Genomic DNA, 26815 nt, shown 5'->3' on the forward strand with positions numbered 1-26815 from the left:
ATGGGTCTTCTTTCGTTTATCAAAGAGGCGGGTGAAAAACTGCTGGGTCACGCCGATGCGCAAGCAGCGGAAGATCCGAATGCCGCGAACCAGACCGCGGCCGATGCGATCAAGAACTACATCAACACGCAAGGTCTCGACACGTCGAACCTGACCGTCGCGTTCGACGGCGCATCGCGCACCGTCACGCTGTCGGGCAGCGTCGCCGACCTCGACACGAAGGCGAAGGTCAAGGTCGCGGCCGGCAACGTGCAAGGCGTCGCGGGTGTCAACGACGACGATCTGCAGCCGGACGATCCGGAAGTTCAGTACCACGACGTGAAGCCGGGCGACACGCTGTCGGCGATCGCCAAGGAAGTGTACGGCGACGCGAACAAGTACCCGGCGATCTTCGAGGCGAACAAGCCGATGCTGTCGAGCCCGGACCGGATCTATCCGGGCCAGAAGCTCGTGATTCCGCCGCAGTCCTGAGCATTCGCGCAGCACTGACGCAAAAAAGGCAGGCCGATGGCCTGCCTTTTTTTCATGCGCGCCGCCCGATCGGCGGCCAGCGGTCACAGCGTGTCGAATGCGCGTTGCAGCGCGTCGCGTCCGTGCATGCCGTTCGCGAGCGCGAGCATCAGCAGCACGCGTGCCTTGAACGGGCTCAGCGACCCGGCGCTCACGAAACCGAGCGCGTCGTCGTTCGCGGCGCCGTTGCGCATCACGTGCCCCGAGCCGACGCGCGACGCACGCACCACGGCGACACTCGCTTTCGCCGCATCGGCGAGCGCCGCCTGCAGCGTCGCGTGGATCGACCCGTTGCCGGTGCCCGCGACGACGAGGCCGCGCACGCCGGCCGCAACGAGCGCGTCGACGGCCGTACGCGTCACGCCCGCATAGCTCGCGACGACTTCGACCGGCGGCCACGTGGCCGCGATCGCCAGATGCGCATCGCGCGAACGCGTCACGCGGCGCGCGAATTCGACGCGGCCGTCCTGCACCCAGCCGAGCGCGCCCAGTTCCGGCGACTGGAATGCGTCGACCGCGTAAGTGCTCGTCTTCACGACGTCGCGCGCGCCGTGGATCCGGTTGTTGAACGCGACGAGCACGCCCTGCCCGCGCGCGGCCGGGTGAGCGGCGACCGTCACCGCGTTCAGCAGGTTCAGCGGCCCGTCGGACGACAGCGCGGTGGCCGGCCGCATCGCGGCCGTCAGCACGACCGGCTTGTCGCCGGTCACGACCAGATGCAGCGCGTACGCGGTTTCCTCGAGCGTGTCGGTACCGTGGGTGATCACGATGCCGTCGATCGCCGGATCGGCCATCAGCGCGTCGATGCGCGCGGCGAGCGTATTCCACAGCGGCAGCGCGAGATCCTTGCTGTCGATGCTGGCGACCTGCTCGGCATCGATGCGCGCGACCGACGCGAGCGCCGGCACCGCGTCGAGCAGGAAATTGACGCCGAGCGCGCCGGCCTGATAGCCGGCCGTGCTGGCGGCGTCCGGCGCGGCGCCGGCGATCGTGCCGCCGGTGGCGAGTACGGCGATGCGCGGCAGCGCCGGCGCGGACGAAGAAGTTGCGGAGTTCGGAGTATTCATGGCCGCGATTGTAATGGCTCGCGGCGGGCATTCGGTAGGTCACGTGCGCGCGACCGGAGCCGAACGCGTCGCGTCATGGTTTGTCCCGATGGCCGGCGCGCGCGCGCCGTCAACGGCCACGCCGTCCGCCGCGTTATAGGAATGCCGTTTTGGTGTTTTCACATTGATTTGCCATAATCGGAGCGCGCGGCGCGATGTGACCCTGTTCCGTTGCGCCGGGCTTCGTGACGGCGTCGATATAAAACGCAATTCACCCCATGGGAGTGTCGAAATGAAAATCCAATCGCTCGTAGCCGCAGTGCTTCTCGGCGGCATGCTGGCTTCCCCCGCTTTCGCGGCGAACAGCCAGCAGGACAAGATGAAGGCCTGTAACACCCAGGCCGCCGGCAAGACGGGCGACGAACGCAAGGCGTTCATGAAGGACTGCCTGTCGGCCAAGCCCGCGAAGAAAATGTCGCAGCAGGAAAAGATGAAGGCCTGCAACACCCAGGCCGCCGACAAGAAGGGCGACGACCGCAAGGCGTTCATGAAGAGTTGCCTGAGCAGCCAGCCGGCCGCCTGAGTTCCGGCGCTCCCGCGCGAATGCCGCGCACCGCTTCGGCGGGCGCGGCATTTTTCTTTTCGTTGCACGCGCATCGACGCGCGCGATGACGCCGGATGCGTCGCCGTGCCGGCCGACGGCATCGCCGCCGTCGCCATATGCTCCACCGCCCTTCCGCCGCACTCCCCCGCGCGCCGTACGGATGCCGCCAAATGGTGCGGCAATTCGCCGCGATTTCTTCTATGATGGCTGCAACGCGGCCCACCCAAGTACAAGAAGCGCCATCGGGCCGCCCTCGAGACGGACGCGCACGCCGCGTCAAACGGAGGCATGGATGGCATGGAGACAACACCGCTGGTTCCGCCGCTGGCTGATCGTGATCGTGTTCTGGGCCGTGCCCGTCGCGATCGTCGCCGTGCGCGAGATCCGCGAGGAAATGGCGTACAACAAGGCCGACCTTCAGCTCGCGCTGACCACCTGGCAGCTCACCGATGCACAGCAGGCGGCAGGCGCCGCCGCGAAGTGCCACGGCGATCCTGACGCGGCGCGCGCCGCCGGTTGCCCGGCCGACGTGCTGGCCGCCAACGCGGCACGTCAGCAAGCGGCCCGGGACGAATACGTGGTGCGCCGCAATACGCTCGCCGGTTATCTGTGGCACGCATTCGTCGGCTACTGGGTCGTGCCGGCCGCGTTCCTGTTCGCGTGCGGGGTCGTGATCGCGCTGATCCGCCGCGCGCTGCGGCGCCCGCCGATCAAGCCGCCCGCCCCGCCGGCACCGCCCGTCACGCCGCACTGACGCGCAGCAACGCCCCCTTCCCTTTTCCTGCCGTCCCCGGCCGGCCGCGCGACGTGCCGTACGCGCGCCGGTCCGTCCGTTGGCGCGCCGCGACACCCCAAAACGATTTGACGCCTTTTCATGCGCGAATGAAAAGCGGTTGTAATCCACTGTGATATAACTGCCGACGTGATCCGCTCCTTGAGCGAGACTCACTCCGAACATCACCCGATGGAGAAGAACGATGCAAAAACGGAACCTTGTGCTGAAAGCCGCCGCTGCGCTCATCGTCGGCAGCCTTGCGCTCACCGGTTGCACCACCACCCCCGACAAGCCCGACAATGCCGCGACCAACGCGTCGAAGCGTCAGGCGATCGACTCGAGCGTCGATGCAACGCTGTCGCGCATGTATTCCACGGTCAAGGGTTCGCGCGAACTCGTCGCGAAGTCGCGCGGCGTGCTCGTGTTCCCGGACGTGATCCAGGCAGGCTTCATCGTCGGCGGCCAGACGGGCAACGGCGCGCTGCGCGTCGGCGGCAGCACGGTCGGCTACTACAACACGTCGTCGCTGTCGGTCGGCCTGCAGGCCGGCGCGCAGTCGAAGGCGATCGTGTTCCTGTTCATGACGCAGGAAGCGCTCGACGAGTTCCGCGGCTCGGACGGCTGGGCAGCCGGCGCCGGTGCATCGGTCGCGCTCGTGAAGATGGGCGCGAACGGCGCGGTCGACACGACCACGGCCACCGCGCCGGTCCAGGTCATCGTGCTGACCAATGCCGGCCTGATGGGCGACGTGTCGATCAACGGCACGAAGGTCACGAAGCTGAAGATCTGACGCCGAGGCGTCCTCGCCCGTGCGCACCGCGCGCGGACGATGTACAAACGGCGATGTCCTTGCGGGCATCGCCGTTTTTTTATCCGCGCGCGTGACGCGTCAGGTCGTCGAATCGATCACCTTGAAGCGCGAGCGCTTCTGCGCGCGAATCAGCGACTGGTACACGTCGACATACTGCTGCGCCATCCGCCGCGACGTGAAGCGCTCCTCGAAGCGCTGCCGCACGCGTGCGCGCGGCAGCAGGTGCAGCCGGTTCACGGCGGCCACCGCGCTGATTTCGTCTTCGACGATGAAGCCCGACACGCCTTCGTCCAGCACTTCCGGCACCGCGCCGCGATTGAACGCGATCACCGGCGTGCCACACGACATCGCCTCGATCATCACCAGACCGAACGGCTCCGGCCAGTCGATCGGAAACAGCAGCGCATGCGCGCCCGACAGGAATTCGGCCTTCTGGTGGTCGGCGATCTCGCCGATGTATTCGACGTGCGGGAGGGCGAACAGCGGCTTGATCTCGCGTTCGAAGTATTCCTGGTCCGCCGCGTCGATCTTCGCTGCGATCCGGATCGGCAGCCCGCACTGGCGTGCGATGCGGATCGCCGTGTCGACCCGCTTCTCCGGCGAGATGCGGCCGAGGAACGCGAGATAGCGCGGCTCGACGGGCTGCGGCAGGTACAGTGCGTCGGGCAGCCCGTGGTACACGGTCGTCAGCCATTTCGCCTGCGGCAGCGGCTGGCGCTGCGAATTCGAGATCGAGATCACCGGCGCGGTGTTGAACGTGTCGAACACCGGTTGCTGCTCCGGCAGGTCGAGCCGGCCGTGCAGCGTCGTCACGTACGGCGTGTCCTGCCGGTTGAAAACCGAAAACGAGTAGTAGTCCATGTGGAAATGGAGCACGTCGAAATCCTTCGCGCGGCGCGCGACCGTCTCCATCAGCAGCATGTGCGGGGCGACGCGATCGCGGATCGACGAGTCGAGCCGCAACGCGCGCGGCCACACCGGTTCGAGCCTGGCCCGGGTCGTCGAATCGCCGCTGGCGAACAGCGTCACGTCATGGCCGAGGTCGACGAGCGCCTCGGTGATGTAGGACACGACGCGTTCCGTGCCGCCGTACAGCTTCGGCGGCACGGATTCGGTCAGCGGGGCGATCTGGGCAATTCTCATGGTCCACGTCTCCTGTGTCCTCGGTCGGCCGGCACGGGGGGCAGATGCACGCCGCGCTGCGTGCGGCATGCGGCCGGCATCGCGCCGGCCGAATATCTCATTATTATTCGCGATCCCGATGCCCGGAAGCATCGGGCTTTCATTTTATGGGCGTTGTTACAGACAGGATACATTCGCCCGCAGGCCGCCCATACCGCTTCGGGGCGGCCGGGCCGGCGCGGCGGGCATCCGGCGGCGACCGTCCGACGGCCTGTCGCCGGCGGGCCGCGCACACTGCCCCGCCCGTCAGCGCGACGGCCACTTCCACGGCGGCAGGTCGCGCGTATCCGCGTCGACGAGCACGGTCGCGCCGAGCTGCTTGTCGAGCACCAGCGACTCGCAGCCGGCCTCGCGTTCGAGCGTCGCGATGAGCCGCGCCGCGTGCGACACGACCAGCACCTGCGAACGTTGCGCGGCCTGCGCGATCAGGCGGCCGAGCGCCGGCAGCAGATCGGGGTGCAGGCTCGTCTCCGGTTCGTTCAGCACCATCAGCGCGGGCGGCCGCGGCGTCAGCAGCGCGGCCGCGAGCAGCAGATAGCGCAGCGTGCCGTCCGACAGCTCGGCGGCCGACAATGGCCGAAGCAGCCCCGGCTGGCGCATCAGCACGTCGAAGCGGCCGCGGCCGCCCGGATTGTCGATGTCGATCGAGGCGCCGGGAAACGCATCGTCGATCGCCGCATCGAGCGCGGCGGCATCCCCGATTTCGCGAATCGTCTGCAGCGCCGCGGCCAGGTCGGCGCCATCGTCCGCGAGCACCGGCGTGTGGGTGCCGATGTGCGACTGCCGGGCCGGCGCCTGCGCATCGGTGCGGAAATGGTCGTAGAAGCGCCACGACCGGATCCGCTCGCGCACCGCGATCATCTCCGGCGCGCCGACCGGATCGGCGAACTCGGTCATCATGCTGTCGAAGCTCGCGACCGGTTGCGGCACCGTGCGCCAGTCGCCCGCCGCGGTGCGCGCGCGAATCTGCGCGCCCTGCCGGTCGACCAGCAGCGTCGACGGGCGCAGCAGCGCGCCGCCCCAGATGCATTCGCGCTTCACGACGGGATCGAGCGAGAACTGCGAATGGCTCGGGACCGGCAGGCCAAGATCGATCGCATAACCGAAATCGTCGCCCGCGAAACCGAGCTTGAGGCTCACGGGCCCGTTGCGCACCGTACCGGTCACCGGCATTTCGCCGCTCAGCATGGCGCGCGAAAAGCGCTCGGGGCCGGCCCACAGCGTCGACGGCAGCCCGCCTTCGCGCGCGAGCGACGGAATCACGCGCCCCTGCGCCGTATCGGCGAGCAGCCGCAGCGCGCGGTACACGCTCGACTTGCCGCTGCCGTTCGGCCCCGTGACGACGGTGAGCGCCGCGAGCGGCACGATCAGCTCGCGCAGCGAGCGGTAGTTGGCGATGGCGAGCGTGTTCAGCGCGGTCATGGAAAGGAAATGGCGGCGGGTGTCGGCACGCGTTCAGCGGCCTTCGGTGGCCTTCGGATCGGCCGCGGTGTTGGCCGCCGTGCTGGCGGCGGGCGGGCGCGCATGCGGCCGTTCGGGGTTCGGCTCGTCCAGTGCCGCATCGTGCGGATACAGCTCCATCCGGCTGCGCGGCAGGCATTGCGGAAAACGCGCCTGCAGGTAGGCGATCAAGCCCTCGCGCACGCGACAGCGCAGATCCCAGCACGCCGACGAGTCGGCCGCGCTGACGAGCGCGCGCAACTGCATCGTGCGCTCGGTCGCGTCGGTCACCTGCAGCACCTGCACGCGACCGTCCCACTCGGGCGCCGCATGGACGAGCCGCGCGAGCTCCTCGCGCAGCGGCGCGAGCGGCGTGCGGTAGTCGACCGACAGGTACACCGTGCCGATGATCTCCGAGCTGCTGCGCGTCCAGTTCGTGAACGGGTTTTCGATGATCCACTGCAGCGGAACGACGAGCCGGCGCTGGTCCCACAGCCGCACCGACACGAACGAGCCCGTGATTTCCTCGATGCGGCCCCACTCGCCCTGGATCACGACGACATCGTCGAGCCGGATCGGCTGCGTGAGCGCGATCTGCAGCCCGGCGATCAGGTTGCCGAGCACCGGCCGCGCGGCGATGCCGGCAACCAGCCCCGCGACGCCGGCCGACGCCAGCAGGCTCGCGCCGACTTGGCGCACGTTCGGGAACGTCATCAGCGCGGCGCCGGTGCCGATGATCACGATCAGCACCATGACGGTCCGCACGAGCACCTTGGCCTGCGTGTGGACGCGTCGTGCGTGGAGATTGTCGGCCGCGTCCATCGGATGGGCCTGGATGATCGCGTCGCCGACGCCGGCCGCGAGCCGCACCAGCAGCCAGGTCAGCGACACGATGGAGCCGACCGCGGCCGCGGTGCGCATCCCGCCCACGAACGACATGCCTTCGTCCGCCTGGATCCACAGGAACTCGAGCGCGAGCAGCGCGAGCGTGACGAGCGACGGTTTGTCGATGTAGCGCAGGATCACGCTCATCAACGGATACGGTTGCGCGATGCGCTTGACGATGCGTGCGCCGACACGGTGCACGATCACGACGACAAGCACGACGATGACCGACACGCCCAGCGTGCCGAGCCACGCATGCAATGGCGCATCGGCGATGCGCTGCAATTCCTCGATTGAAATCATCGGCGCCCGGGATGCTTCGGTTATGAGGCGCGGCGGCCTCGTCCTGGATGCGTCGGCGACGTCCGGGCAACGCGCGCGCCCGGCCGCGGCGTCAGATCAGCTGCCGCCCCTGCACGGGAACGCCTTGCCGAGACCGAGCGACACCGCGGTGCTCGCGTTGTAGTCGGCCAGCTTCGGGTTCTCCGCGATGTACTTGCGCACCGCGTCGGTCATCTGCTGCGCCCGGATGTCGGGCGGAAGGCAGAAATACTGTCCGACGCGCGGCCCCGTGGTGCCGCCGATCGCGTCGATCGTGTTGTAGACGCCATCGGCGGCGCCTTCGATGTAGGCCGCGCACGACGCCCGCGACTTGACGTCCGTCTTCGCGCACAGCCGGTCGAGATCCGCGCCCGTGAAAGCCGCCGCCGACAACGGCACGGCGAACGCCGCGGCACAAAACATAGCCCGCAACATGGTGTTCCTTATGTCAATGCGGCCCGGGGGCCGCTTGCTGCGCTGACCGGCGCGGCGGCCGCACGCCCGCGGACGGCCGGATTCCGGCCGTCCGGGCGCTGCGCCACCGCGCCGAAACCGTCATTTTGCACTCTTTTGGGCATCTGCCGGCGCCGACGCACCGATGCGCACCGTCCGCTTGCTCAGGATGTCGATCGCGTCCGGCGCCTTGTAGTGCTTCGCGAACTCGAGCGCGGTGATGCCGAGCTGGTTCTTCACCTGCGGATCGGCACCCTGGTCGAGCAGCAGGTTGACCGTCGTCGCGTGGTTCCCGCGCGCGGCCATCATCAGCGGCGTCGTGCCGTTCGGCGATGCGGTATCGATATATGCGTCGTGGTCGAGCAGGATCTTGACGACCTCGTCCTGGCCGTTGGTCGCCGCGTAGTGCAGCGGTGCCCAGCCCTTCTTGCTGACTTCCGCGCCCTTGTCGATCAGCAGCTTGACGAGCCCGACGTCGCCGTTCAGCGACGCGAGCATCAGCGCGTTCTCGCCGGCCTTGTCTTCCTTCTCCAGGTCGACGTTCGGCGTCGTGGCGATCGCGGCGGCAACCTTGTCGGACTTCTCGCGCGCGGCGATCACGAGGATCGGGTCGCCGTTCGGCGCGAGCGTGTTCGGATCGAGCTTGCCGCTCTTGAGCTGCTTGCCGATGTCGGCGATGTCGTCGAACTTGACCGCCTTGACGATCGCGTCGAGCGACTCGGCATGCGCGCCGGCGGCGGCGAAGAGGCCGCTCGCGACGAGCGCGGCGGCGACGAGTGCGCGCTTGGGCAGATATGTGGTCGGCTTCGTCATTGTTGTGGGCTCCTTCCCTGGGTTATCGGCTGGCCGCGCGTCGTTAGCGGGCGATCTTGAACAGCCGGAAAAAGTTCTGTGTCGTCGCATCGGCGAGCGCCTCGACGGCAATCCCGCGCTCGGATGCGATAAAGCGTCCGACATGGCTGACGTACGCAGGTTCATTCGGCTTGCCGCGATACGGCACCGGCGCGAGGTACGGCGAGTCGGTTTCGATCAGCAGCCGGTCGAGCGGCACGCGCCGCGCGACGTCCTGCACGTCGGTCGCATTCTTGAACGTGACGATCCCCGACAGCGAGATATGGAAGTTCTGCGCAAGCGCCTGCTCGGCAACGGGCCACGGCTCGGTGAAGCAGTGCATCACGCCGCCGGGCACGTCCGCGCGCTCCTCGGCCATGATCCGCAGCGTGTCTTCCGACGACGAGCGCGTATGGACGATCAGCGGCTTCATCGTCGCGGTCGCCGCGCGGATGTGCGTGCGAAAGCGTTCGCGCTGCCACTCCATGTCGGCGATCGAGCGGCCCTCGAGGCGATAGTAGTCGAGGCCCGTCTCGCCGATCGCGACGACCTTCGGGTGCGCGGCCAGCTCGATCAGTTCCGCGAGCGTCGGCTCCCGCGCGTCCTCGTGGTCCGGGTGCACGCCGACCGAAGCGTACACGTTGTCGTGCGCCTGCGCGATGGCGAGCACCTCGGGCAGCGTCTCGAAGTCGACCGACACGCACAGCGCGTGCGTGACGTCGTGCTCACGCATGTTCTCCAGCACGGCAGGCAGGCGATCGGCGAGACCCTTGAAATTGATGTGGCAGTGAGAGTCGACGAACATCGTGGTTCCTGAATACGGTTGGCGGGCGCTCATGCGCTCGCCGGCAATCGTTTCCTCACGCGAAGGAAACAATACGCGCTCACGCGAACATTTCCCGATAACCGAGAAACAGTTCCTCGAATACGAGCCGGGCATTGAGCGGATGGTTCTCGACCGTCCGCTGGCGCGTCACGGCCTTCATGAAGCGCGCGAACGCATTCGCGTCGACGCCTTCCGCGCACCGCGCGAGCGCGGCCGCCTGCATCGGGAAGTAGCGCGGCGCGCCCGCCATCCGCTGCGCGAGCAGATCGTACAGCCAGCGCTGCAGCCAGCCGAGCACCAGCGGCACCGGCAGCTTCTGCAGCGTCTCGCCGCACGCGAACGGATCGCACGCGGCGCCGGCCGCGAGCTGGCCGAGCGTGAAATCGCGCAGCGGGCGGTTCTCGTCGCTCGCGAGCGCCAGCGCGGCGAGCGGCGCGCCGCCGGCCTCGGCGAGCAGCGCGCGCGCATCGTCGATGCCCTGCGCCGCGAGCCACGCCGCGGCCGCGTCGGGCGCCGGCACGGTCATCGGCCACTGCCGGCAGCGGCTGATGATGGTCGGCAGCAGCCGGTCGATGCGCGCCGACACCAGCAGGAACACGACGCCGGACGGCGGCTCCTCCAGCGTCTTCAGCAGCGCGTTCGACGCGGCGACGTTCAGCGCCTCGGCCGGATACAGCACGACGACGCGCGCGCCGCCGCGGTGCGAACCGACCCCGCAGAAGTCGAGCAACGCACGCACCTGCTCGATCTTGATTTCCTTGCTCGGCGTGCGCGTCTTCTTGGCGCCTTCGTCCGCGTCGGCCGGCTTCGCGTCGTCGGTGGCGCCCGGCGCCTCGCCCGCGAGCGCCTCGGGCAGCACGATCCGGTAGTCCGGATGGTTGCCCTGCGCGAACCACGTGCAGGCCGCGCAGGTGCCGCACGGCCCGCCGTTCGGCTGCGGCGCCTCGCACAGGAAGCCCTGCGCGAGATGCTGCGCGAACTGCAGCTTGCCGATCCCGGCCTGGCCGTGCAGCAGCAGCGCATGCGGCCACTGCGCACGCAGTTGCTGCAGGCGGTTCCAGTCGTCGGTCTGCCACGGATAGATCATGTGGTGCGTTCCTTCGTGTTACAGCGCGGCGAGCACGCGTTCGAGCTGCTGGCGGATTTCGGGAATCGTCTGCGTCGCGTCGACGATCGCGAAGCGATGCGGCGCTTCTTCCGCGCGCCGCAGGTATTCGCCGCGGGTGCGCGCGAAGAATGCGTCCGACTCACTTTCGAACTTGTCGGGCATGCGCGCGGCGCCGCGGCGCTCGCTCGCCACTTGCGGCGCGACGTCGAACAGCACCGTCAGGTCGGGCTGGAAACCGCCCTGCACCCAGCGCTCGAGCGTCTCGAGCTTGTCGCGCGGCAGCCCGCGGCCGCCGCCCTGATACGCGAACGTGGCGTCGGTGAAGCGATCGGACACGACCCAATCGCCGCGCGCGAGCGCGGGCTCGATCACGAGCGCGAGGTGCTCGCGGCGCGCAGCGAACATCAGCAGCGCTTCGGTCTCGAGATCCATCGGCTGGTTCAGCAGGATTTCGCGCAGCTTCTCGCCCAGTTGCGTGCCGCCCGGCTCGCGGGTCACGACGACCTGCCGGCCGCTCGCGGCCAGCCTGGCCTGGAGGCGTTCGCAGAACCATTGCAGGTGGGTGGTCTTCCCCGCCCCGTCGATGCCTTCGAACGTGATGAATTTACCGCTCGCCATTATTGACCTCGTATGTACTTGTCCACAGCCTTGTTGTGGTCGCCGAGCGTGTCCGAGAACACGCTCGTGCCGTCGCCCTTCGCGACGAAATAGAGCGCGCTCGTCTGGGCCGGATTGATCGCCGCCTGCAGCGCGGCGACGCCCGGCAGGGCGATCGGCGTCGGGGGCAGCCCGCGGCGCGTGTAGGTATTGTAGGGAGTGTCGGCCTGCAGGTCGCGCTTGCGCAGGCGGCCGTCGTACGCATCCCCCAGGCCATAGATCACCGACGGATCGGTCTGCAGCGGCATCCCGATGCGCAGCCGGTTCGCGAACACCGCCGCGACGAACGCGCGGTCGGCCGCGTGGCCCGTTTCCTTTTCGACGATCGACGCGATCGTCAGCGCTTCGTAAGGCGTCTTGTACGGCAGTCCGGGCACGCGCGCGGCCCACGCTTCGTCGAGACGCGTCTGCATCAGGTGGTACGCACGCCGGTAAATGTTCAGATCGCTCGTGCCCTTGTCGAACAGGTAGGTGTCGGGGAAGAACAGCCCCTCGCCGCTGCCGCGCTGGATCGCGTTGTCCGGCGCCCCGATCGCGCGCAACAGTTCGGCGTCGCTCATGCCGGCCGTCGCGTGCGCGAGATCGGGATTGCCGTCGAGTTCCGCGCGCATCCGCTTGAAGGTCCAGCCTTCGATCACCGTCGCGACGTATTCGTTCACGTCGCCCCGTGCGATCTTCTGCAGCACGTCGTACGGCGTGATGCCGGTCTTGAATTCGTAGTTGCCGGACTTGAGCCGGCTCGACAGCCCGAGCAGGCGCGTCATCGCGACGAAGCCGAGCGGCTCGACCGGGACGCCGCCGCGCTCGAGCTGCAGCGCGACACTCTTCACGCTGCTGCGCGGCTTGATCGTGACGTCGAGCGACGCGGCACCCAGCAGCAGCGGCCGGGTCGCCCAGTAATACCCGCCGCCCGCGCCGGCGGCGGCCACAACGACGGCCAGCGCCACGACAGTCGCGGCGCATTTCTTCAGTAGGGACATGGAAACGTGACTCAGGTAAGACCCATATAATACTTGCTCGCCTTCGTCAAAGTCAGGGTTGACTGTTCCCTCATTCCATGAGCACACCGTTCGCTCCACCGGCTGCCCAGCCCGCATCCGTCTCGCTCCCCGTTTTCCCCCGCCCGTCCGCCGCCGATTTCGACGCGCCGGGCGCCTGCATGCCGCTCGCGCAGTTCGGCGTGATCGACGTGGCCGGCGACGACGCCGCGACGTTCCTGCACAGCCAGCTCACCAACGACATCGAGCATCTCGATGCCGCGAGCGCGCGCCTGTCCGGCTATTGCTCGCCGAAGGGCCGCCTGCTCGCGTCGTTCCTCGCGTGGCGCGCCGGTCACGGCGTGCGCCTGCTCGTCTCGAAGGACGTCCAGGCCGCCGTGCAGAAACGGCTGTCGATGTTCGTGCTGCGTGCGAAAGCGAAACTGACGGACGCGAGCGACGCGCTCGCGGTGGTCGGCTTCGCGGGCGACGTGCGCGACGCGCTGTCGGGCATCTTCGACGCGCTGCCGGACGGCGTGCACGTGAAGGTCGACGGCCCGGCCGGGGCGCTGATTCGCGTGCCGGATGCGGCCGGCCGCAAGCGCTACCTGTGGATCGGGCCGCGCGCGGAAGTCGACGCGCGTCTCGCCGCGCTCGCCGGCAAGCTGCCGGTCGTGTCGCCGGCCGTGTGGGACTGGCTCGACGTGCGCGCGGGCGAGTCGCGCATCACGCAGCCGGCCGTCGAACAGTTCGTGCCGCAGATGGTCAACTTCGACGTGATCGGTGCCGTTAACTTCCGCAAGGGGTGCTACCCGGGCCAGGAAATCGTCGCGCGCAGCCAGTACCGCGGCACGATCAAGCGCCGTACCGCGCTCGCGCACGTCGTCGGCGAGACCGACACCGTGCATGCCGGCGTCGAGCTGTTCCACAGCGACGACCCGGGCCAGCCGTGCGGGATGATCGTCAACGCGGCGGCCGCGCCCGCGGGCGGCGTCGACGCGCTCGTCGAGATCAAGCTGGCCGCGCTCGACAACGGCACGGTGCACCTCGGTGCGGCCGACGGTCCGGCGCTCGCGTTCGACGCGCTGCCGTACGCATGGCCGACGGAAGCGTGACGCACTGACAACCCGTTCGCACGCCGGCGCGCACATGGCGGCCGGCGCCCGACGTTTCCTGCGAGAGATTCGCCCGATGTGTCTGATTGCCTTCGACTGGCAGCCTGATGCCGCCGCCGGTCCCGTCTTTACCCTGACCGCCAACCGCGACGAATTCTTTCGCCGCACGAGTGCGCCGCTTTCGTGGTGGGAGGATGTGCCGGGCGTGCTCGCCGGCCGCGATCTCGAAGCGGGCGGCACGTGGCTCGGCGTGTCTCGCGACGGCCGCTTCGCGGCGCTGACCAATTACCGCGCGCCGTTCGACATTCGCGCGGGCGCGCCGACCCGCGGCAAGCTCGTGTCCGATTTCCTCCGCGGCCCGTCCGTCGCGCCGCTCGACTACCTCGGCGAGCTGGCCGAGCACGCGGCTGTCTACAACGGCTTCAACCTGCTGGTCGGCGACTGGAAGCGGCGCGAACTCGCGTGGCTCTGCAATCGCGCGGCCGAAGGTGAAACCGGGATCGCCGCGCCGGTCTCGATCGGCGCCGGCGTGCATGCGCTGTCGAACGCGCGGCTCGATACACCCTGGCCGAAAGTCGTGCGCAAGCGCGCCGAACTCGGCACGCTGCTGACCGACAACCCGACCCCGTCGCTCGACGAGCTGATCGATCTGATGCGCGATCCGCATGTCGCGGACGACGACGCGCTGCCGCATACCGGCATTCCGGTCGAGCGCGAGCGGGCGCTGTCGGCCGCGTTCATCGAGACGCCCGAATACGGCACGCGCGGCACGACCGCGCTGCGCGTGACGATGAAGGAAGGCGTGCGGCTGACGGTCGACATCAAGGAACGCTGCGACGACGACGGCTCGCACCGCACCGTTCGCCCGGGCAGTTTCGAGCGCGCGTTCACGTTCGACATCGACGCGACGCAACCGCGCTGAGCCTGCCGCCCGCGCGGCACTAGGGCGCGCGCGCCATCTCGACGTGCGGCACGCCGATTTCGACGAACGGTTCGCCGATCGCCGCGAAGCCGTGCCGCACGTAGAACGCCACCGCGGCATCCTGCGCGTAGAGCCGCACGACCGGCTCGCCGCGATGCCGCGCCGCGTCCAGCAGCGCATGCAGCACGGCCGATCCCGCGCCCTGCCCGCGCGCGTCGGCCAGCACCGCGACGCGGCCGATCGTGCCGGTGCGCAGCAGCCGTCCCGTCGCGACCGCGCGGCGCGCGCCGGTCGCCACATCGACACGGTAAGCCACCGCGTGCAGCGACAGCGGATCCTCGTCGTCGAGCTCCCATTCCGGCGGAATCCGTTGCTCGCGCACGAACACCGCATCGCGAATACGTGCGGCATCGCCGCCCAGCACGGCCCAGTCACCCGTTTCCACCCAGCCGTCGGTCATCGCTTCCTCCGCGCGGCGCCGGGCGCCGCCGCCGTCAAACGTCGTCGAATGCGGCCTTGAGCGCCGCCACCGCGTCGGCATGCGCGGCCCGCACCTCCGGCACGTAGCCGCCCATCTTGAAGAACTCGTGGATCATCCCCGGATAGCAGACCAGCGTAACCGCATTGCCGGCCGCGCGCAGCTTGTCCGCGTACGCGGCGCCCTCGTCGCTCAGCGGGTCGTATTCGGCCGTCGCGATCCAGGCCGGGGCCACACCGGCGAACGACGGCGCGCCGCGCGGGCCGTCGAGCGGCGCGAAGCGCCAGTCGTCGCGGTCGGATCGATCCCGCACGTATTGCGTGAAGAACCACTGGATCGTGTCCTGCGTCAGCAGGTAGCCGTTCGCGAGCCGTCCGTGCGATTCGGTGTCCTGGTAGCCCGTCACGCCCGGATAGATCAGCAGCTGCAGCGCAAGGTCGATGCCCGCGTCGCGCGCGAGCACCGCGCAGACGGTCGCGAGCGTGCCGCCCGCGCTGTCGCCGCCGACCGCGAGCCGCGCCGCATCGATGCCGAACGCGGCGGCCTCGCGATGCAGCCAGCGCAATGCGTCGTCGGCGTCGTTCACCGCGGTCGGGAACCGGTGCTCGGGCGCGAGCCGGTAGTCGACCGACAGCACCGCGCACTGCGCGTCGCGCGCGAACATGCGGCACAGCGCGTCGTGCGTGTCGACGCTGCCGACCGTGAAACCGCCGCCGTGGTAATAGACGAACGCCGGCAGCGGTTCGGCGAGGCTCGGCTCGACCGGCAGGTACAGCCGCGCGCCGATCGTGCGGCCATCGCGCGTCGGCACGACGCAGGCCTCGACCGAATGCATCGGCGCGGGCGCGACATCGAGGATCGGCGCGCTCTTCTCGTACGCGGCGCGCGCCTGCTGCGGCGTCTGGTGGTGATAGGACGGGCGTTTCGCGCGCTCGACCATGTCGAGTATCTGGGCGATCTTCGGATTCAGCGGCATCGGTGAGGACGGCGCGTGCGGCGCCGTGAACGGACAAGCGTCACATGATGCCACGCGCGGATCAGACGAGCTGCACGAGCTGCTTGCCGAAATTGCGGCCTTTCAGGAGCCCGAGGAACGCGTCCGGCGCCCGCTCGAGTCCGTATGCGATCGTCTCCCGGTAATGCAGCCGCTTCGTCGCGACGAGCTCGCTGAGCTCGGCCAGCGCGGGCGGCCATGCGTCGGGATATTCGAACACGATGAAGCCCTGCATCGTCAGCCGCGAACGCAGGATCAGGCCCGGATTCGCGAGCGGCACGGGCACGCCGTCGTAGCCGGCGATCATCCCGCACACGGCGATCCGGCCGAATGCGTTCATCCGCGTCATCGTCGTGTCGAGCACGGCGCCGCCGACGTTCTCGAAACAGCCGTCGACGCCGTCCGGCGTCGCGGCGGCCAGATCGTCGGCCAGCCGGCCGGCCTTATAGTCGACGCACGCGTCGAAGCCGAGCGTGTCGACCACGTAGCGGCACTTGTCGGGGCCGCCCGCGATACCGACCGCACGGCATCCGGCGCGCTTCGCGAGCTGGCCGACGACGCTGCCGACCGCGCCGCTCGCCGCGCTGACGACGATCGTTTCGCCCGCTTTCGGCGCGATGATCCGGTTCAGCCCGACCCACGCCGTCACGCCCGGCATGCCGGTCACGCCAAGCCAGGCGGACAGCGGCACCCGCGACGTGTCCACCTTGCGCAGCCCGTTGCCGTTCGACGTGCCGTATTCCTGCCAGCCGAACTGGCCGACCACGTGCTCGCCGACAGCGAAATCCGGGTGACGCGATTCGATCACCTCGCCCGCCGTGCCGCCGATCATCACCTCGTTCAGCGGCTGCGGCACCGCATACGACTTCGCGTCGTTCATGCGTCCGCGCATGTACGGATCGAGCGACAGGAAATGGTTGCGGACCCGCAGCTCGCCGTCGGCGAGCGGCACGAGCGGCGTTTCGACGAGCCGGAAGTTGTCGGCGCTCGCGGCGCCTTGCGGGCGTGACACGAGCAGAATCTGGCGATTGATCGTGTTCATGGCTGGCTCCTTGGCTCCGTTCGCAGCGTGACGCGGGCCCGCTGCGAATCCGTGCCGCAAAACAAAACGGCCCTGCCCGTAACCAGGCAGGGCCGCGCGTTCCGGCGCTTACGCGTCGCTCGGGCCGGGGTGGGCATCCGGCGCCGTGCGCGTGCGTTGCCGCTTGATGTCGCGGCCGACCGCGAGCCGCCGCATGTACTTGAACGTGCCGAGCGCCTTCGCGACGAAGTTGCCGTCGCTGTCGCGCACCTCACCTTCGCAGTACGCCATCGTCGTCGAACGATGCATCACGCGTCCGTATGCGCGCAACTCGCCGCGCCCGGGCTGCATGAAATTCACCTTCATCTCGACCGTGACGACGCCGACGCCGTCGTCGGTCAGGCTCCGGGCGGCCATCGCGAGCGCGATGTCTGACAGCGTCATCGTCACGCCGCCGTGCGCGATGCTCCACGTGTTCATGTGCCGCTCGTCGAGCGGCAGCACGATCTCGCTCGCGCCATCCTTCGCGGACACGAGCCGCACGCCGAGCAGATCGACGAACGGGCTTTCGATCGACGGGCCGTCCGTCGGGGATGCCGCGTCGCTCATCGTGCGCTGTCGGACAGGTAGTCGACGCACTGGCGCGATTCGGCCACGGCAACGACGAATTTCTTCACTTCCTGGTGAACCGGGTGCACCTGGTACGCATCGAGCGCGGCCTGGTCCGTGAAATCGGACACGAGCACGACGTCCGACGTGGCTTCCAGGCCCGGCGTCGCGATGCCGACGTCAAGTTGCAGGATGCCCGGCACGAGGTCGCGGCAGCCTTCGAGCTTTTCCTTCAGCTTCAACGCGTTTTGCGCACGCGTGCCGCCTTCCGCCGATTCTTTCAGCTTCCACATCACGATATGTCTGATCACTTCCGTTGCTCCTGTTCGTTGGCGTGCGTGCTGCCGGCGCGCCGCTGGGGCGGCGGGCGATGCACCCCGTCTGTTGTCGGTCTGCGCCGTTCGCCCGCGGGCGCGGGCGGGACGAAACGAATCGAATATCGACCGTCGTCCGGTCGTTCCGACGACGATACGCGATTTTTCACCGCATCGATATTCGACGACGCGATCCGGGAAACGGCGGCAGGCACCAAGCCTACCAAACTTGACGACCGCGATGGGGTGATCATGCACCGGGCAGCCCGCATCGGTTGGCGTGCGGCGGCAATGGCGTTCGTCTGCGGCCGAATGGCGGGAACGCGCATTGCTCGGCCGAATCGCCCGGCTTCACGTTGCGATTGGCTCGACTCCGGTCCGGCATCAATCGCCGGATCGCCGGATTGAAGCGCCATTGCCAACCATTTGATTGATCGTTATCCGGATTCGTTATTCATATTTTCATAATCGCAGTTTTTACCGACTAGACGAGTAATAATTGCGATTTAACAGGCAATTAAATATTCAAAAATCCATAAAACATCATTGACTTTGACTTTCATCGAAATTTAGAATCCCATACAACGTCTTTCGTCTGATTTTTTCGGAACCGCACGAACATCGCCCTTCGCCTTCGCGAAGGCTTTCTCCGGTGACTACACCCGCATCAAAACGGGCGGCGCGTCCTTTTGCCTTCACTTTTCGGCATTGATCGTCCATTCGATTAATACCGTTCAATTCGCCCCCGAGCATCACGCGACGATTAATCCGGACATTTTCAGAATGCCCGCGACGCGGCACAAAGCGGATCAAACCGTCCGCTCATTCAGCATTCCGATAAAAATCACATGCATCAGGAGGGTCGTCATGAACGTGCACCGCTTCACGAAATCGCTGTGTCTCGGATTCGTCTGCGCGGGCCTGCTCGCCGCCTGCAACGACGACGACGTCCAGTCGAGCGGTACGCCGTCGAATAGCGCCGCACTGTCGTTCCGCATGGACGCCGGCGGGCAGATCAATGCGTTCTACCGGCAGGACAAGGTCGCCGCGCACCTGCTGGTGCGCTCGTCGACGAAACCGCGTCTGCTCGTGGTGTTTCCGGCCGGCAACAGCGGCACCGGGGTGTGGTTCGACGACGTCGCTCAGCCGGTGAACTGGAGTCTCGACACGCCACCGTCCGCGCTGTCGGCGCCCGACACGCGCGGTCGCGCGCTGTACGGCATCGGCGCCGACGTGTCGGTCGACACCGATACGCTGACGATCCGCCAGGGCCTGCTCGGCAACGTGCGCTTCCTGCGCGACTTCAACGGCGGCGCGACGATTCCGCCGGAGATCGTCACCGCCCCGACGGTCCAGGGCAGCGCCGCGCAATGGCAGCGCGACCGGATCGACGGCGCGCCCGGCCAGATGCTGCGCATCACGCTGCGCGACGGCGGCAGCATCGCGACGGCCGCGGGCGGCACGCTCGTGCTGCGCGCGGCGCCCGGCGCGCATACGCTGAAACTGCACGTCGACGCGCTGTCGGGCGAGACGCCGCTGTCGCCGATCCTGCGCGCTGACCTGCTCGCGCCGTCCGTGAATCCCGACCCGGTCAGCCAGAACGTGCTCGAATTCCTGAGCTTCCACGACAAGCTGCTGGCCGGCTCGTGGCAATACGACACGTACTTCGGCCGCGACACGCTGATCTCGGTGCGCATGCTGATGCCGGTGCTCGAGCCCGCGGCGATCGAGGCCGGGCTGACGTCGGTGCTGAGTCGCCTGTCGAACGACGGCAAGGTCGCGCACGAGGAAGGCATCGGCGAATTCGCGCTGGTCGACAACGCGAAGCACGGCCGGCCGAACGATGCAACGCCGACCTACGATTACAAGATGATCGACAGCGACTACCTGCTCGCGCCGATCGCGGCGGCCTGGCTGATCGACGACGCGCGCGGCCAGGCGCGCGCGGCCGCCTATCTCGCGCAACGCGGCAGCGACGGCCAGACGAACGGCAGCCGGCTCGTCGTCAACCTGCTGCACGTCGCGGCGACCGCGCTGCCGTTCGCCCAGCAGCCGTCGGTCGCGAACCTCATCCACCTGCGGCCCGGCGAAATCGTCGGCAACTGGCGTGACAGCACCGACGGGCTCGGCGGCGGCGTCTATCCGTACGACGTGAATGCGGTGCTCGTGCCGGCCGCGCTGCGCGCGGCGAATGCGTTCCTCGCGCGCGGCCTGCTCGATCCTTACCTGGACGCCGGGCAACGTGCAACGCTCGCGAACACGGCGACCGAAGCGGCGACCTGGGAGCAGCAGGGGCCGCCGCTGTTCCAGGTGAGCGTGCCGGCCGCGCAGGCCACGACCGACATATCGGCCTATGCGACGTCTGCCGGTGTACCGGCCGGCGCCGCGCCGAGCGCGCCGCTGATGTTCTACGCGCTGTCGCTCGACCAGCAAGGCACGCCGATCCCGGTGATGAATTCCGACGGCGGCTTCGCGCTGCTGTTCGGCACGCCGCCGGACGACCAGCTTCAGCGGATCGTCGCCGACGTCACGCGGCCGTTCCCGACCGGGCTCGTCACCGACGTCGGGATGCTGATCGCGAACCCCGCGTATGCGAACCAGGCGCTGTGGCCCAAATTCACGAGTTCCGCGTATCACGGCACGGTGATCTGGTCGTGGCAGCAGGCGATGTGGGTCGCCGGGCTCGACCGCCAGCTCGCTCGCCAGGATCTGTCGGACACGACGCGCACGCTGCTGACGCAGGCCCGGCAGACGATCTGGCAGGTGATCTCGAACGGACGCGACATGCGCACGTCGGAAATGTGGACCTGGTCGTACGTGAACGGCCGGTACCAGACCGATGCATTCGGCACCCGCAGCGCGGATGCAACCGAGGCCAACGCGGCGCAGCTGTGGAGCACGACGTATCTCGCGATCCGCGATCCGCAACTGCGCGCGGGCAAGTACTGGTGGCAGGCGTCGCAGCGGATGCAGGACGCGCAGCCGGAGCGTGCGGCGGCCATCGCGTCGCGTTAGCCGATGCGCCAGTGAAACGAAAGCCCCGCACGCGCATGCTCGTGCGGGGCTTCATTCCGAATGCGTGCGAGACGAACCTGCCTCGCGTCGCGCCATCATGTTGCGGCCGCGCGCGCCACGTAGTCGCATGCGCGACGGCCGCTCGTCAGTGCGCGACCACGCGATTGCGCCCGTCGCGCTTCGCCTGGTACAGCCGTTCATCGACCGCCCGCAGCAATGCATCGACCGTGCTCCCGTCGACACCGTACTGCGCGACGCCGACGCTGACCGTCACCTGCACGTGCTTGAAATCCAGCCCGAACGGCGAACTCGCGATCGACGAACGCACGCGCTCGGCCGTCATGCGCGCGCCTTCGAGCGGCATCTCGGGCAACAGCGCCATGAATTCCTCGCCGCCGACCCGCGCGAGCGCACCGGCCGGACGAATCGCCTCGAGACACTGGCGCACGACGCCGCGCAGCACCTCGTCGCCGATCTGGTGCCCGTATGCGTCGTTGATGTTCTTGAAGTTGTCGAGATCGAGCGCGAGCAGGCAAAACGGCGTGCCGTCGCGCTCCGCGCGCACGATCTCGCGCTCGACCTGCGCGATGAACTGGCGGCGGTTCGACGCGCCCGTCATCGGATCGGTCGCGGCCATGTATTCGAGCTTCTGGTTCGTGCGCCGCAACTCCTGCAGCGCACTCTCGGTGCGCGCCATCGATTCCGACAGCCGGCTCATCAGGTCTTCCTGGCTGTAGATCGCCGAGAACGAGCGCGTCGTCTGCAGCGCCTGCACGACGCCGTAGCTGAGCAGGAAGAACCCGCCCGCGAAGATCGCATGCGCGAGCCACCACATGTGGTTCCAGGGCTTGCCGAGGATGAACGCAAGCGACGACAGCGCGAACGCCATGATCGACACCCCGTAGATCACCATCAGCGGCGAACGGATGCGCCGCGCGAGCAGCACGCCGACGTTGAGCAGCGAAAACACCAGCGCGCCGCCTTCCATCGACAGTCGCGTGCCCAGCGCGCCCGCGACCGGCGAATACGCGATGTATGCGACCGCCACGTCGACGACCAGGAACAACACGATCCACGGCAGCCACGTTCGCGCGCGCGTACGCTTCTCGAACCGATCGGGCGGCTGCGAATACGACAGCAGGCCCGTCAGCAGCAGGATCGACATCACGAGGCGCGATGCGGGCCCGTACAGCAGGAACAGCCAGATGTTGTGATGCGCCATCCCGGTGAACACGCCGTGCATCGCATAGATCATCGCGAAGCCCAGAAAGCCGAGTGTCAGCCAGCGCAGCAGCGGCTCGCCGGACGACCGGTAGCACACCCACGTCACGTAGGTGACGAACGCACCCTCGAGGGTCGCGGCGGCGATCGCAATTTCATGGAAGGCGTGGCTCTCGAACACGACGTGCGGGTCGCTGAAGAACCACAGATAGGCGATCAGATAGGCTGGCAGCAATGCGAAGCCGACCAGCAGGCATTTCGCATAGAGCCTCGCGGCCGCGCTGACGACGCGCGGCGGTTCCCCGGCTGCATAGGTCGTGCTCAATTCGGTCCCCGTTCGGTCTGCTGCGTGGTTCGAACGTTCACGGTGCCGGACACGCGCGATGCATCGACTGCGCCGGCTACCGGAAACGCATCGCGTGCGTCGGTGCGATGCACGCGTTGCCCCATCCCGCCGAAAGGCAAATGTCAGAGCAAGTATAGGTGCGGCAATTCGTTTGACAAGTAAGGGGAAACGGCAGCATCGAACCGGCACCGTTTGCTTCCCGATCCTTTCGAATCGCATTCGACGGCCGCGGCTGGCGTCAACGCAAGCGGCGGCCGTCGGCCGGCATGCAAAAAAATCAGACGATTTCGAACAGGCCGGCGGCGCCCTGCCCGCCGCCGATGCACATCGTGACGACCACGTATTTCACGCCGCGCCGCTTGCCTTCGATCAGCGCATGGCCCGTCAGGCGCGCACCCGACACGCCGTACGGATGGCCGACCGCGATCGCGCCGCCGTTGACGTTCAGGCGGTCGTCAGGAATCCCGAGCGTATCGCGGCAGTACAGCACCTGCACCGCGAACGCTTCGTTCAGTTCCCACAGGCCGATGTCGTCGACCTTCAGCCCCGCCTGCTTCAGCAGCTTGGGCACCGCGAACACCGGGCCGATGCCCATTTCGTCCGGCTCGCAACCGGCGACCGCGAAACCGCGGAACACGCCGAGCGGCTGCAGCCCTTCGCGCTGCGCGACATCCGCGTTCATCACCACGCACGCCGACGCGCCGTCCGAGAACTGGCTCGCGTTGCCCGCGGTGATCACGCCGCCCGGCACGGCCGAACGGATCTTCGACACGCCGTCGAGCGTCGTGTCCGGCCGGATGCCTTCGTCGGCCGACACCGTCACGTCCTGCGTGAACAGCCGGCCCGTCGCCTTGTCGGCGATGCCCGCGCGAACCGTGATCGGCACGATCTCGTCGTTGAAGCGCCCGGCTTCCTGAGCGGCCGCGGCCCGCAGTTGCGACCGCACGCCATACTCGTCCTGCCGCTCCTTCGAGATTCCGTAGCGCTTCGCGACGTTCTCAGCCGTCTGAAGCATGTTCCAGTAGATCTCGGGCTTGTGCTCGACGAGCCAGCCCTCCTGGATCATGTGCCGGTTCATCTCGTTCTGCACGCACGAGATCGATTCGACGCCGCCCGCGACATACACGTCGCCCTCGCCCGCGATGATCCGCTGCGCGGCGAGCGCGATGGTCTGCAGCCCGGACGAGCAGAAACGGTTCACCGTCATCCCCGGCACGCTCACCGGCAGCCCGGCGCGCAGCGCGATCTGCCGCGCGATGTTCGCGCCGGTCGCGCCTTCGGGGTTCGCGCAGCCCATGATCACGTCCTCGATGCGCGCCGGGTCCAGCCTCGCGCGTTCGAGCGCGGCCGCGACCACGTGGCCGCCGAGCGTCGCGCCGTGCGTCATGTTGAATGCGCCACGCCACGATTTCGCGAGCGGCGTGCGTGCGGTCGATACGATTACGGCTTCGGTCATGCGAGTCTCCTTCGGTCCTGCTGTCCTGAATCGGATGGGAATGCGCTACGCCGTCGGGCGCGCGCCCGCGGACGTCACGTGTGCGACGCCCGCCGCCTGCATCTGTTGCCATGCGTGCGCGAGCGACCCGTTCAGGTCGATCGCACGGCACGCATCGTTGATCACGGCGGCCTCGAAGCCAGCCGCGCGCGCATCGAGCGCGGACCACGCGACGCAATAGTCGGTCGCGAGCCCGCAGCACCACACGCGTTTCGCGCCGAGCTCGCGCAGATAGCCGGCCAACCCCGTGCGCGTCGTGCGGTCGGCTTCGACGAACGCGGAATAGCTGTCGACCTGCGCGTCGCCGCCCTTGCGGATCACGAGCCTCGCATGCGGGATGTCGAGGTCGCGATGCAGCGCCGCGCCTTCGGTGTCCTGCACGCAATGCACGGGCCACAGCACCTGCTCGCCGTACGGCAGCGCAAGCGTCGAGAACGGCTCGCGCCCCGGATGATTCGCCGCGAACGACACGTGGTCGCGCGGGTGCCAGTCCTGCGTCAGCACGACCTGGTCGAAGCGTCGCGCGAGCGCGTTGATCACCGGCACGACCGCGTCGCCGTCCGGCACCGCGAGTGCGCCGCCCGGCATGAAGTCGTACTGCACGTCGATCACGAGCAACACGTCGTCAGTGCGTTTCATTGCGTTTCTCCTTGCAAGCCCGGGCGCGCCGCCACGCCCGGCGTCAGCCGTTGAAGCCGCGTCCGGCCTTCGCCAGTTCGACGATCGACGGCGCGAGCGTCCACGCATCGCCGTTCGGCGCGGCCGCATAGCGGCGGATCGCGCGCTCGACGTTGTAGAGGCCGACCATGTCCGCATACAGCATCGGGCCGCCACGCCACAGCGGGAAGCCGTAGCCGGTCAGATAAACCATGTCGATGTCGGACGCCTTCGACGCGATCTTCTCCTCGAGAATCTTCGCGCCTTCGTTGACGAGCGCGAACACGAGCCGCTCGACGATCTCATCGTCGCCGATCTTGCGCCGCTCCACGCCGCGCTCCTTCGAATACGCGACGACCATCTCGTCGACGAGCGCCGACGGCTTCGCCTTGCGCTCGCCCGGCACGTAGTCGTACCAGCCGCCGCCCGTCTTCTGGCCGAAGCGGCCCTGTTCGCACAGGCGGTCGGCGATCTTCGAGTAATGCAGATCGGGCTGCTCGACATAGCGGCGCTTGCGGATCGCCCAGCCGATGTCGTTGCCGGCGAGGTCGCTCATCCGGAACGGGCCCATCGCGAAACCGAACTTCTCGATCGCGCGATCGACCTGCGCGGGCAGCGCGCCTTCCTCGAGCATGAAGAGTGCCTGGCGGATGTACTGCTCGATCATCCGGTTGCCGATGAAGCCGTCGCACACGCCCGACACGACCGCCGTCTTGCGGATCTTCTTCGCCACCGCCATCACGGTGGCGAGCACGTCCTTCGCGGTCTGCGCGCCGCGCACGACCTCGAGCAGCTTCATCACGTTCGCCGGGCTGAAGAAGTGCATGCCGACCACGTCCTGCGGCCGCTTCGTGAACGCGGCGATCTTGTCGACATCGAGCGTCGACGTGTTCGACGCGAGGATCGCACCAGGCTTCGCCACCGCATCGAGCTGGCCGAACACCTGCGCCTTCACGCCGAGCTCCTCGAACACGGCCTCGACGATCAGGTCCGCATCCTTCAGGTCGTCGTAGGATAGCGTCGGCGTGATCAGCGCCATGCGCGCGTCGAGCTTCTGCTGCGTGAGCTTGCCCTTCTTCACCTGCGCGTCGTAGTTCTTGCGGATCGTGGCCAGCCCGCGGTCGAGCGCGTCCTGCTTCGTCTCGAGCAGCGTGACGGGCAGGCCCGCGTTGATGAAGTTCATCGCGATCCCGCCGCCCATCGTGCCCGCGCCGATCACGCCGACGCGGCGAATTTCGCGCACCGGCGTATCGGCCGGCACGTCGGGAATCTTGCTCGCCGCGCGCTCGCCGAAGAACGCATGGCGCAGCGCGCGGCTTTCCGGCGTCATCATCAGCGCGACAAAACCGTCGCGCTCGGCGACGCTGCCCTTGTCGAAACCGTTCAGCACGCCGGCCTCGATCGCGTCGATGCACTTGTGCGGCGCGGGGAAGTTCGGCGCGGCGGCCCGTGCGGAATTGCGCGCGAACTGGATGAAGCCCGCCGCATTCTCGTGGACGATCCCGCGATCGCGCACGCGCGGATGCGGCCCCTGCCGCGCGCCGACCTTGCGCGCGAACGCGACGGCCGCGTCGAGCAGGTCGCCGTCGGCCATCTCGTCGAACAGTCCGCTCGTCGCGAGCTGCTCCGACGGCACCGGCGCGCCCGACACGATCATGTTCAGCGCGGTTTCGAGGCCCACCGCGCGCGGCAGGCGTTGCGTGCCGCCCGCGCCCGGCAGCAGGCCGAGCTTCACCTCCGGCAGCGCGACTTGCGCGCCGGGCGCCGCGACGCGATAGTGCGCGCCGAGCGCGAGCTCCAGGCCGCCGCCCATCACGACGCTGTGCAGCGCCGCGACGACCGGTTTCGCGCTCGCCTCCACCGCGCGGATCACGGTGTGCAGCGTCGGTTCCTGCAGGGCCTTCGGGGTATTGAATTCGGTGATGTCGGCGCCGCCCGAGAACGCGCGGCCCGCGCCGGTCAGCACGATCGCCGTGACCGACGGATCCTGCGCGGCGCGATCGAGCGCGTCCATGACGCCCTGGCGTGTCGACAGGCCGAGCCCGTTGACGGGCGGATTGTTGAGCGTGATGACGGCCACGCCGTCGCGAGTCGAGTAATCCACTGCCATCTGCCTGCCTCCATGCATCGCGCGCCGGGGTGGCTGCGCTTCATTGTGCGCGGTCGAACGGCCGCATGTCCGGATCGAACGGAGGCAGCATA

At 68.2% G+C, this 26815-nt stretch carries 28 protein-coding genes; 7 read left to right on the plus strand and 21 right to left on the minus strand.

All coding sequences use genetic code 11. The features are described from left to right. Complete coding sequence (lysM, locus tag WS45_RS04945) at positions 1 to 471, plus strand: peptidoglycan-binding protein LysM (protein ID WP_021162125.1); 471 nt, start codon at positions 1 to 3, stop codon at positions 469 to 471. 83 nt (positions 472 to 554) lie between these two features. On the opposite strand, the gene WS45_RS04950 is transcribed toward lysM, so the two are convergent. Then, complete coding sequence (locus WS45_RS04950; RefSeq protein WP_059698534.1) at positions 555 to 1577, minus strand: asparaginase; 1023 nt, start codon at positions 1575 to 1577, stop codon at positions 555 to 557. 271 nt (positions 1578 to 1848) lie between these two features. Between WS45_RS04950 and WS45_RS04955 the strand changes: the two genes are divergently transcribed. From WS45_RS04955 to WS45_RS04965, 3 genes are all read left to right on the plus strand, one after another. Beyond that, positions 1849 to 2139, plus strand: coding sequence for a PsiF family protein (locus WS45_RS04955; RefSeq protein WP_044843641.1), 291 nt, complete (start codon positions 1849 to 1851; stop codon positions 2137 to 2139). A 313-nt stretch (positions 2140 to 2452) separates the two neighbouring features. Beyond that, a complete protein-coding gene (locus tag WS45_RS04960) occupies positions 2453 to 2914 on the plus strand; it encodes a hypothetical protein (RefSeq protein ID WP_059464355.1) in 462 nt (153 codons plus the stop codon). A gap of 223 nt (positions 2915 to 3137) precedes the next feature. Beyond that, on the plus strand, positions 3138 to 3725 hold the full coding sequence (locus WS45_RS04965) for a BPSL1445 family SYLF domain-containing lipoprotein (RefSeq protein WP_059449922.1): 588 nt from the start codon (positions 3138 to 3140) through the stop codon (positions 3723 to 3725). Between the two features lie 99 nt (positions 3726 to 3824). Here WS45_RS04965 and WS45_RS04970 read toward each other — a convergent pair whose 3' ends face one another. The 9 genes from WS45_RS04970 to mltG form a co-directional block, all read right to left on the minus strand. Beyond that, the gene (locus WS45_RS04970; RefSeq protein ID WP_059529776.1) at positions 3825 to 4889 is read right to left on the minus strand and encodes a glycosyltransferase family 4 protein; all 1065 of its coding nucleotides are present in this window, start codon (positions 4887 to 4889) and stop codon (positions 3825 to 3827) included. Between the two features lie 285 nt (positions 4890 to 5174). Next, on the minus strand, positions 5175 to 6350 hold the full coding sequence (locus WS45_RS04975) for an AAA family ATPase (RefSeq protein WP_059698536.1): 1176 nt from the start codon (positions 6348 to 6350) through the stop codon (positions 5175 to 5177). A 33-nt stretch (positions 6351 to 6383) separates the two neighbouring features. After that, positions 6384 to 7556, minus strand: a complete 1173-nt coding sequence (locus WS45_RS04980) for a mechanosensitive ion channel family protein (RefSeq protein WP_059529770.1) — start codon at positions 7554 to 7556, stop codon at positions 6384 to 6386. Positions 7557 to 7652: 96 nt separating this feature from the next. Continuing rightward, positions 7653 to 8009 (minus strand): Rap1a/Tai family immunity protein, encoded by a 357-nt coding sequence (locus tag WS45_RS04985; protein ID WP_006755340.1) that lies wholly within the window; start codon positions 8007 to 8009, stop codon positions 7653 to 7655. A gap of 120 nt (positions 8010 to 8129) precedes the next feature. Continuing rightward, on the minus strand, positions 8130 to 8840 hold the full coding sequence (locus WS45_RS04990) for an ankyrin repeat domain-containing protein (protein ID WP_059529767.1): 711 nt from the start codon (positions 8838 to 8840) through the stop codon (positions 8130 to 8132). A gap of 43 nt (positions 8841 to 8883) precedes the next feature. Further along, complete coding sequence (locus WS45_RS04995) at positions 8884 to 9663, minus strand: TatD family hydrolase (protein ID WP_059698538.1); 780 nt, start codon at positions 9661 to 9663, stop codon at positions 8884 to 8886. 79 nt (positions 9664 to 9742) lie between these two features. Then, positions 9743 to 10771: a DNA polymerase III subunit delta' gene (locus WS45_RS05000; RefSeq protein WP_059698540.1), complete on the minus strand. Its 1029-nt coding sequence runs from the start codon at positions 10769 to 10771 to the stop codon at positions 9743 to 9745. Positions 10772 to 10789: 18 nt separating this feature from the next. Further along, positions 10790 to 11410 (minus strand): dTMP kinase, encoded by a 621-nt coding sequence (gene tmk, locus WS45_RS05005; RefSeq protein WP_059529758.1) that lies wholly within the window; start codon positions 11408 to 11410, stop codon positions 10790 to 10792. Then, a complete protein-coding gene (mltG, locus tag WS45_RS05010; RefSeq protein ID WP_059698542.1) occupies positions 11410 to 12429 on the minus strand; it encodes an endolytic transglycosylase MltG in 1020 nt (339 codons plus the stop codon). Before mltG ends, tmk begins: the two co-directional genes overlap by 1 nt. Positions 12430 to 12506: 77 nt before the next feature. On the opposite strand from mltG, the gene ygfZ reads away from it, so the two are divergent. Together ygfZ and WS45_RS05020 are read left to right on the plus strand one after the other, a co-directional pair. Beyond that, the gene (gene ygfZ / locus WS45_RS05015) at positions 12507 to 13541 is read left to right on the plus strand and encodes a CAF17-like 4Fe-4S cluster assembly/insertion protein YgfZ (protein ID WP_059698544.1); all 1035 of its coding nucleotides are present in this window, start codon (positions 12507 to 12509) and stop codon (positions 13539 to 13541) included. Between the two features lie 76 nt (positions 13542 to 13617). Next, on the plus strand, positions 13618 to 14463 hold the full coding sequence (locus WS45_RS05020; protein WP_059529749.1) for an NRDE family protein: 846 nt from the start codon (positions 13618 to 13620) through the stop codon (positions 14461 to 14463). A 19-nt stretch (positions 14464 to 14482) separates the two neighbouring features. Here the strand turns inward: WS45_RS05020 and WS45_RS05025 are convergent, their stop codons facing one another. The 7 genes from WS45_RS05025 to WS45_RS34730 all read right to left on the minus strand — a co-directional run bounded on the left by WS45_RS05025 (position 14483) and on the right by WS45_RS34730 (position 18692). Beyond that, a complete protein-coding gene (locus tag WS45_RS05025) occupies positions 14483 to 14923 on the minus strand; it encodes a GNAT family N-acetyltransferase (RefSeq protein WP_059693316.1) in 441 nt (146 codons plus the stop codon). A gap of 34 nt (positions 14924 to 14957) precedes the next feature. After that, complete coding sequence (locus tag WS45_RS05030; RefSeq protein ID WP_059698545.1) at positions 14958 to 15917, minus strand: alpha/beta hydrolase; 960 nt, start codon at positions 15915 to 15917, stop codon at positions 14958 to 14960. Between the two features lie 61 nt (positions 15918 to 15978). Then, positions 15979 to 16977 (minus strand): NADP-dependent oxidoreductase, encoded by a 999-nt coding sequence (locus WS45_RS05035; protein ID WP_059698547.1) that lies wholly within the window; start codon positions 16975 to 16977, stop codon positions 15979 to 15981. A 108-nt stretch (positions 16978 to 17085) separates the two neighbouring features. After that, positions 17086 to 17565 (minus strand): PaaI family thioesterase, encoded by a 480-nt coding sequence (locus WS45_RS05040; protein ID WP_011885047.1) that lies wholly within the window; start codon positions 17563 to 17565, stop codon positions 17086 to 17088. Next, complete coding sequence (locus WS45_RS05045) at positions 17562 to 17876, minus strand: Dabb family protein (RefSeq protein WP_059529737.1); 315 nt, start codon at positions 17874 to 17876, stop codon at positions 17562 to 17564. The genes WS45_RS05040 and WS45_RS05045 overlap by 4 nt, the downstream gene beginning before the upstream one ends. Then, positions 17873 to 18295: a hypothetical protein gene (locus WS45_RS34725; protein ID WP_156437031.1), complete on the minus strand. Its 423-nt coding sequence runs from the start codon at positions 18293 to 18295 to the stop codon at positions 17873 to 17875. The genes WS45_RS05045 and WS45_RS34725 overlap by 4 nt, the downstream gene beginning before the upstream one ends. A 127-nt stretch (positions 18296 to 18422) precedes the next feature. Further along, complete coding sequence (locus tag WS45_RS34730) at positions 18423 to 18692, minus strand: hypothetical protein (protein ID WP_156437033.1); 270 nt, start codon at positions 18690 to 18692, stop codon at positions 18423 to 18425. Between the two features lie 60 nt (positions 18693 to 18752). On the opposite strand from WS45_RS34730, the gene WS45_RS05050 reads away from it, so the two are divergent. Then, on the plus strand, positions 18753 to 20894 hold the full coding sequence (locus tag WS45_RS05050; protein WP_059698630.1) for a hypothetical protein: 2142 nt from the start codon (positions 18753 to 18755) through the stop codon (positions 20892 to 20894). 145 nt (positions 20895 to 21039) lie between these two features. On the opposite strand, the gene WS45_RS05055 is transcribed toward WS45_RS05050, so the two are convergent. The 4 genes from WS45_RS05055 to WS45_RS05070 all read right to left on the minus strand — a co-directional run bounded on the left by WS45_RS05055 (position 21040) and on the right by WS45_RS05070 (position 26723). After that, positions 21040 to 22440, minus strand: coding sequence for a sensor domain-containing diguanylate cyclase (locus WS45_RS05055; RefSeq protein WP_059698549.1), 1401 nt, complete (start codon positions 22438 to 22440; stop codon positions 21040 to 21042). A 298-nt stretch (positions 22441 to 22738) separates the two neighbouring features. Then, positions 22739 to 23917, minus strand: coding sequence for an acetyl-CoA C-acyltransferase (locus tag WS45_RS05060; protein WP_059698551.1), 1179 nt, complete (start codon positions 23915 to 23917; stop codon positions 22739 to 22741). 45 nt (positions 23918 to 23962) lie between these two features. Then, on the minus strand, positions 23963 to 24595 hold the full coding sequence (gene pncA, locus WS45_RS05065) for a bifunctional nicotinamidase/pyrazinamidase (protein WP_059698553.1): 633 nt from the start codon (positions 24593 to 24595) through the stop codon (positions 23963 to 23965). A gap of 43 nt (positions 24596 to 24638) precedes the next feature. Continuing rightward, positions 24639 to 26723, minus strand: coding sequence for a 3-hydroxyacyl-CoA dehydrogenase NAD-binding domain-containing protein (locus WS45_RS05070; protein ID WP_059693344.1), 2085 nt, complete (start codon positions 26721 to 26723; stop codon positions 24639 to 24641). Positions 26724 to 26815: the final 92 nt, after the last annotated feature.

This window comes from Burkholderia sp. RF2-non_BP3, assembly GCF_001522185.1.
GTDB lineage: Bacteria > Pseudomonadota > Gammaproteobacteria > Burkholderiales > Burkholderiaceae > Burkholderia > Burkholderia diffusa.

What these genes read in the sequence shown, in the direction of transcription:
- lysM (WP_021162125.1), top strand. Translation starts at nt 1, where the DNA reads ATGGGTCTTCTTTCGTTTATCAAAGAGGCGGGTGAAAAACTGCTGGGT.
- WS45_RS04950 (WP_059698534.1), bottom strand. Translation starts at nt 1,577, where the DNA reads ATGAATACTCCGAACTCCGCAACTTCTTCGTCCGCGCCGGCGCTGCCG.
- WS45_RS04955 (WP_044843641.1), top strand. Translation starts at nt 1,849, where the DNA reads ATGAAAATCCAATCGCTCGTAGCCGCAGTGCTTCTCGGCGGCATGCTG.
- WS45_RS04960 (WP_059464355.1), top strand. Translation starts at nt 2,453, where the DNA reads ATGGCATGGAGACAACACCGCTGGTTCCGCCGCTGGCTGATCGTGATC.
- WS45_RS04965 (WP_059449922.1), top strand. Translation starts at nt 3,138, where the DNA reads ATGCAAAAACGGAACCTTGTGCTGAAAGCCGCCGCTGCGCTCATCGTC.
- WS45_RS04970 (WP_059529776.1), bottom strand. Translation starts at nt 4,889, where the DNA reads ATGAGAATTGCCCAGATCGCCCCGCTGACCGAATCCGTGCCGCCGAAG.
- WS45_RS04975 (WP_059698536.1), bottom strand. Translation starts at nt 6,350, where the DNA reads ATGACCGCGCTGAACACGCTCGCCATCGCCAACTACCGCTCGCTGCGC.
- WS45_RS04980 (WP_059529770.1), bottom strand. Translation starts at nt 7,556, where the DNA reads ATGATTTCAATCGAGGAATTGCAGCGCATCGCCGATGCGCCATTGCAT.
- WS45_RS04985 (WP_006755340.1), bottom strand. Translation starts at nt 8,009, where the DNA reads ATGTTGCGGGCTATGTTTTGTGCCGCGGCGTTCGCCGTGCCGTTGTCG.
- WS45_RS04990 (WP_059529767.1), bottom strand. Translation starts at nt 8,840, where the DNA reads ATGACGAAGCCGACCACATATCTGCCCAAGCGCGCACTCGTCGCCGCC.
- WS45_RS04995 (WP_059698538.1), bottom strand. Translation starts at nt 9,663, where the DNA reads ATGTTCGTCGACTCTCACTGCCACATCAATTTCAAGGGTCTCGCCGAT.
- WS45_RS05000 (WP_059698540.1), bottom strand. Translation starts at nt 10,771, where the DNA reads ATGATCTATCCGTGGCAGACCGACGACTGGAACCGCCTGCAGCAACTG.
- tmk (WP_059529758.1), bottom strand. Translation starts at nt 11,410, where the DNA reads ATGGCGAGCGGTAAATTCATCACGTTCGAAGGCATCGACGGGGCGGGG.
- mltG (WP_059698542.1), bottom strand. Translation starts at nt 12,429, where the DNA reads ATGTCCCTACTGAAGAAATGCGCCGCGACTGTCGTGGCGCTGGCCGTC.
- ygfZ (WP_059698544.1), top strand. Translation starts at nt 12,507, where the DNA reads ATGAGCACACCGTTCGCTCCACCGGCTGCCCAGCCCGCATCCGTCTCG.
- WS45_RS05020 (WP_059529749.1), top strand. Translation starts at nt 13,618, where the DNA reads ATGTGTCTGATTGCCTTCGACTGGCAGCCTGATGCCGCCGCCGGTCCC.
- WS45_RS05025 (WP_059693316.1), bottom strand. Translation starts at nt 14,923, where the DNA reads ATGACCGACGGCTGGGTGGAAACGGGTGACTGGGCCGTGCTGGGCGGC.
- WS45_RS05030 (WP_059698545.1), bottom strand. Translation starts at nt 15,917, where the DNA reads ATGCCGCTGAATCCGAAGATCGCCCAGATACTCGACATGGTCGAGCGC.
- WS45_RS05035 (WP_059698547.1), bottom strand. Translation starts at nt 16,977, where the DNA reads ATGAACACGATCAATCGCCAGATTCTGCTCGTGTCACGCCCGCAAGGC.
- WS45_RS05040 (WP_011885047.1), bottom strand. Translation starts at nt 17,565, where the DNA reads ATGAGCGACGCGGCATCCCCGACGGACGGCCCGTCGATCGAAAGCCCG.
- WS45_RS34725 (WP_156437031.1), bottom strand. Translation starts at nt 18,295, where the DNA reads ATGGCGCTTCAATCCGGCGATCCGGCGATTGATGCCGGACCGGAGTCG.
- WS45_RS05060 (WP_059698551.1), bottom strand. Translation starts at nt 23,917, where the DNA reads ATGACCGAAGCCGTAATCGTATCGACCGCACGCACGCCGCTCGCGAAA.
- pncA (WP_059698553.1), bottom strand. Translation starts at nt 24,595, where the DNA reads ATGAAACGCACTGACGACGTGTTGCTCGTGATCGACGTGCAGTACGAC.
- WS45_RS05070 (WP_059693344.1), bottom strand. Translation starts at nt 26,723, where the DNA reads ATGGCAGTGGATTACTCGACTCGCGACGGCGTGGCCGTCATCACGCTC.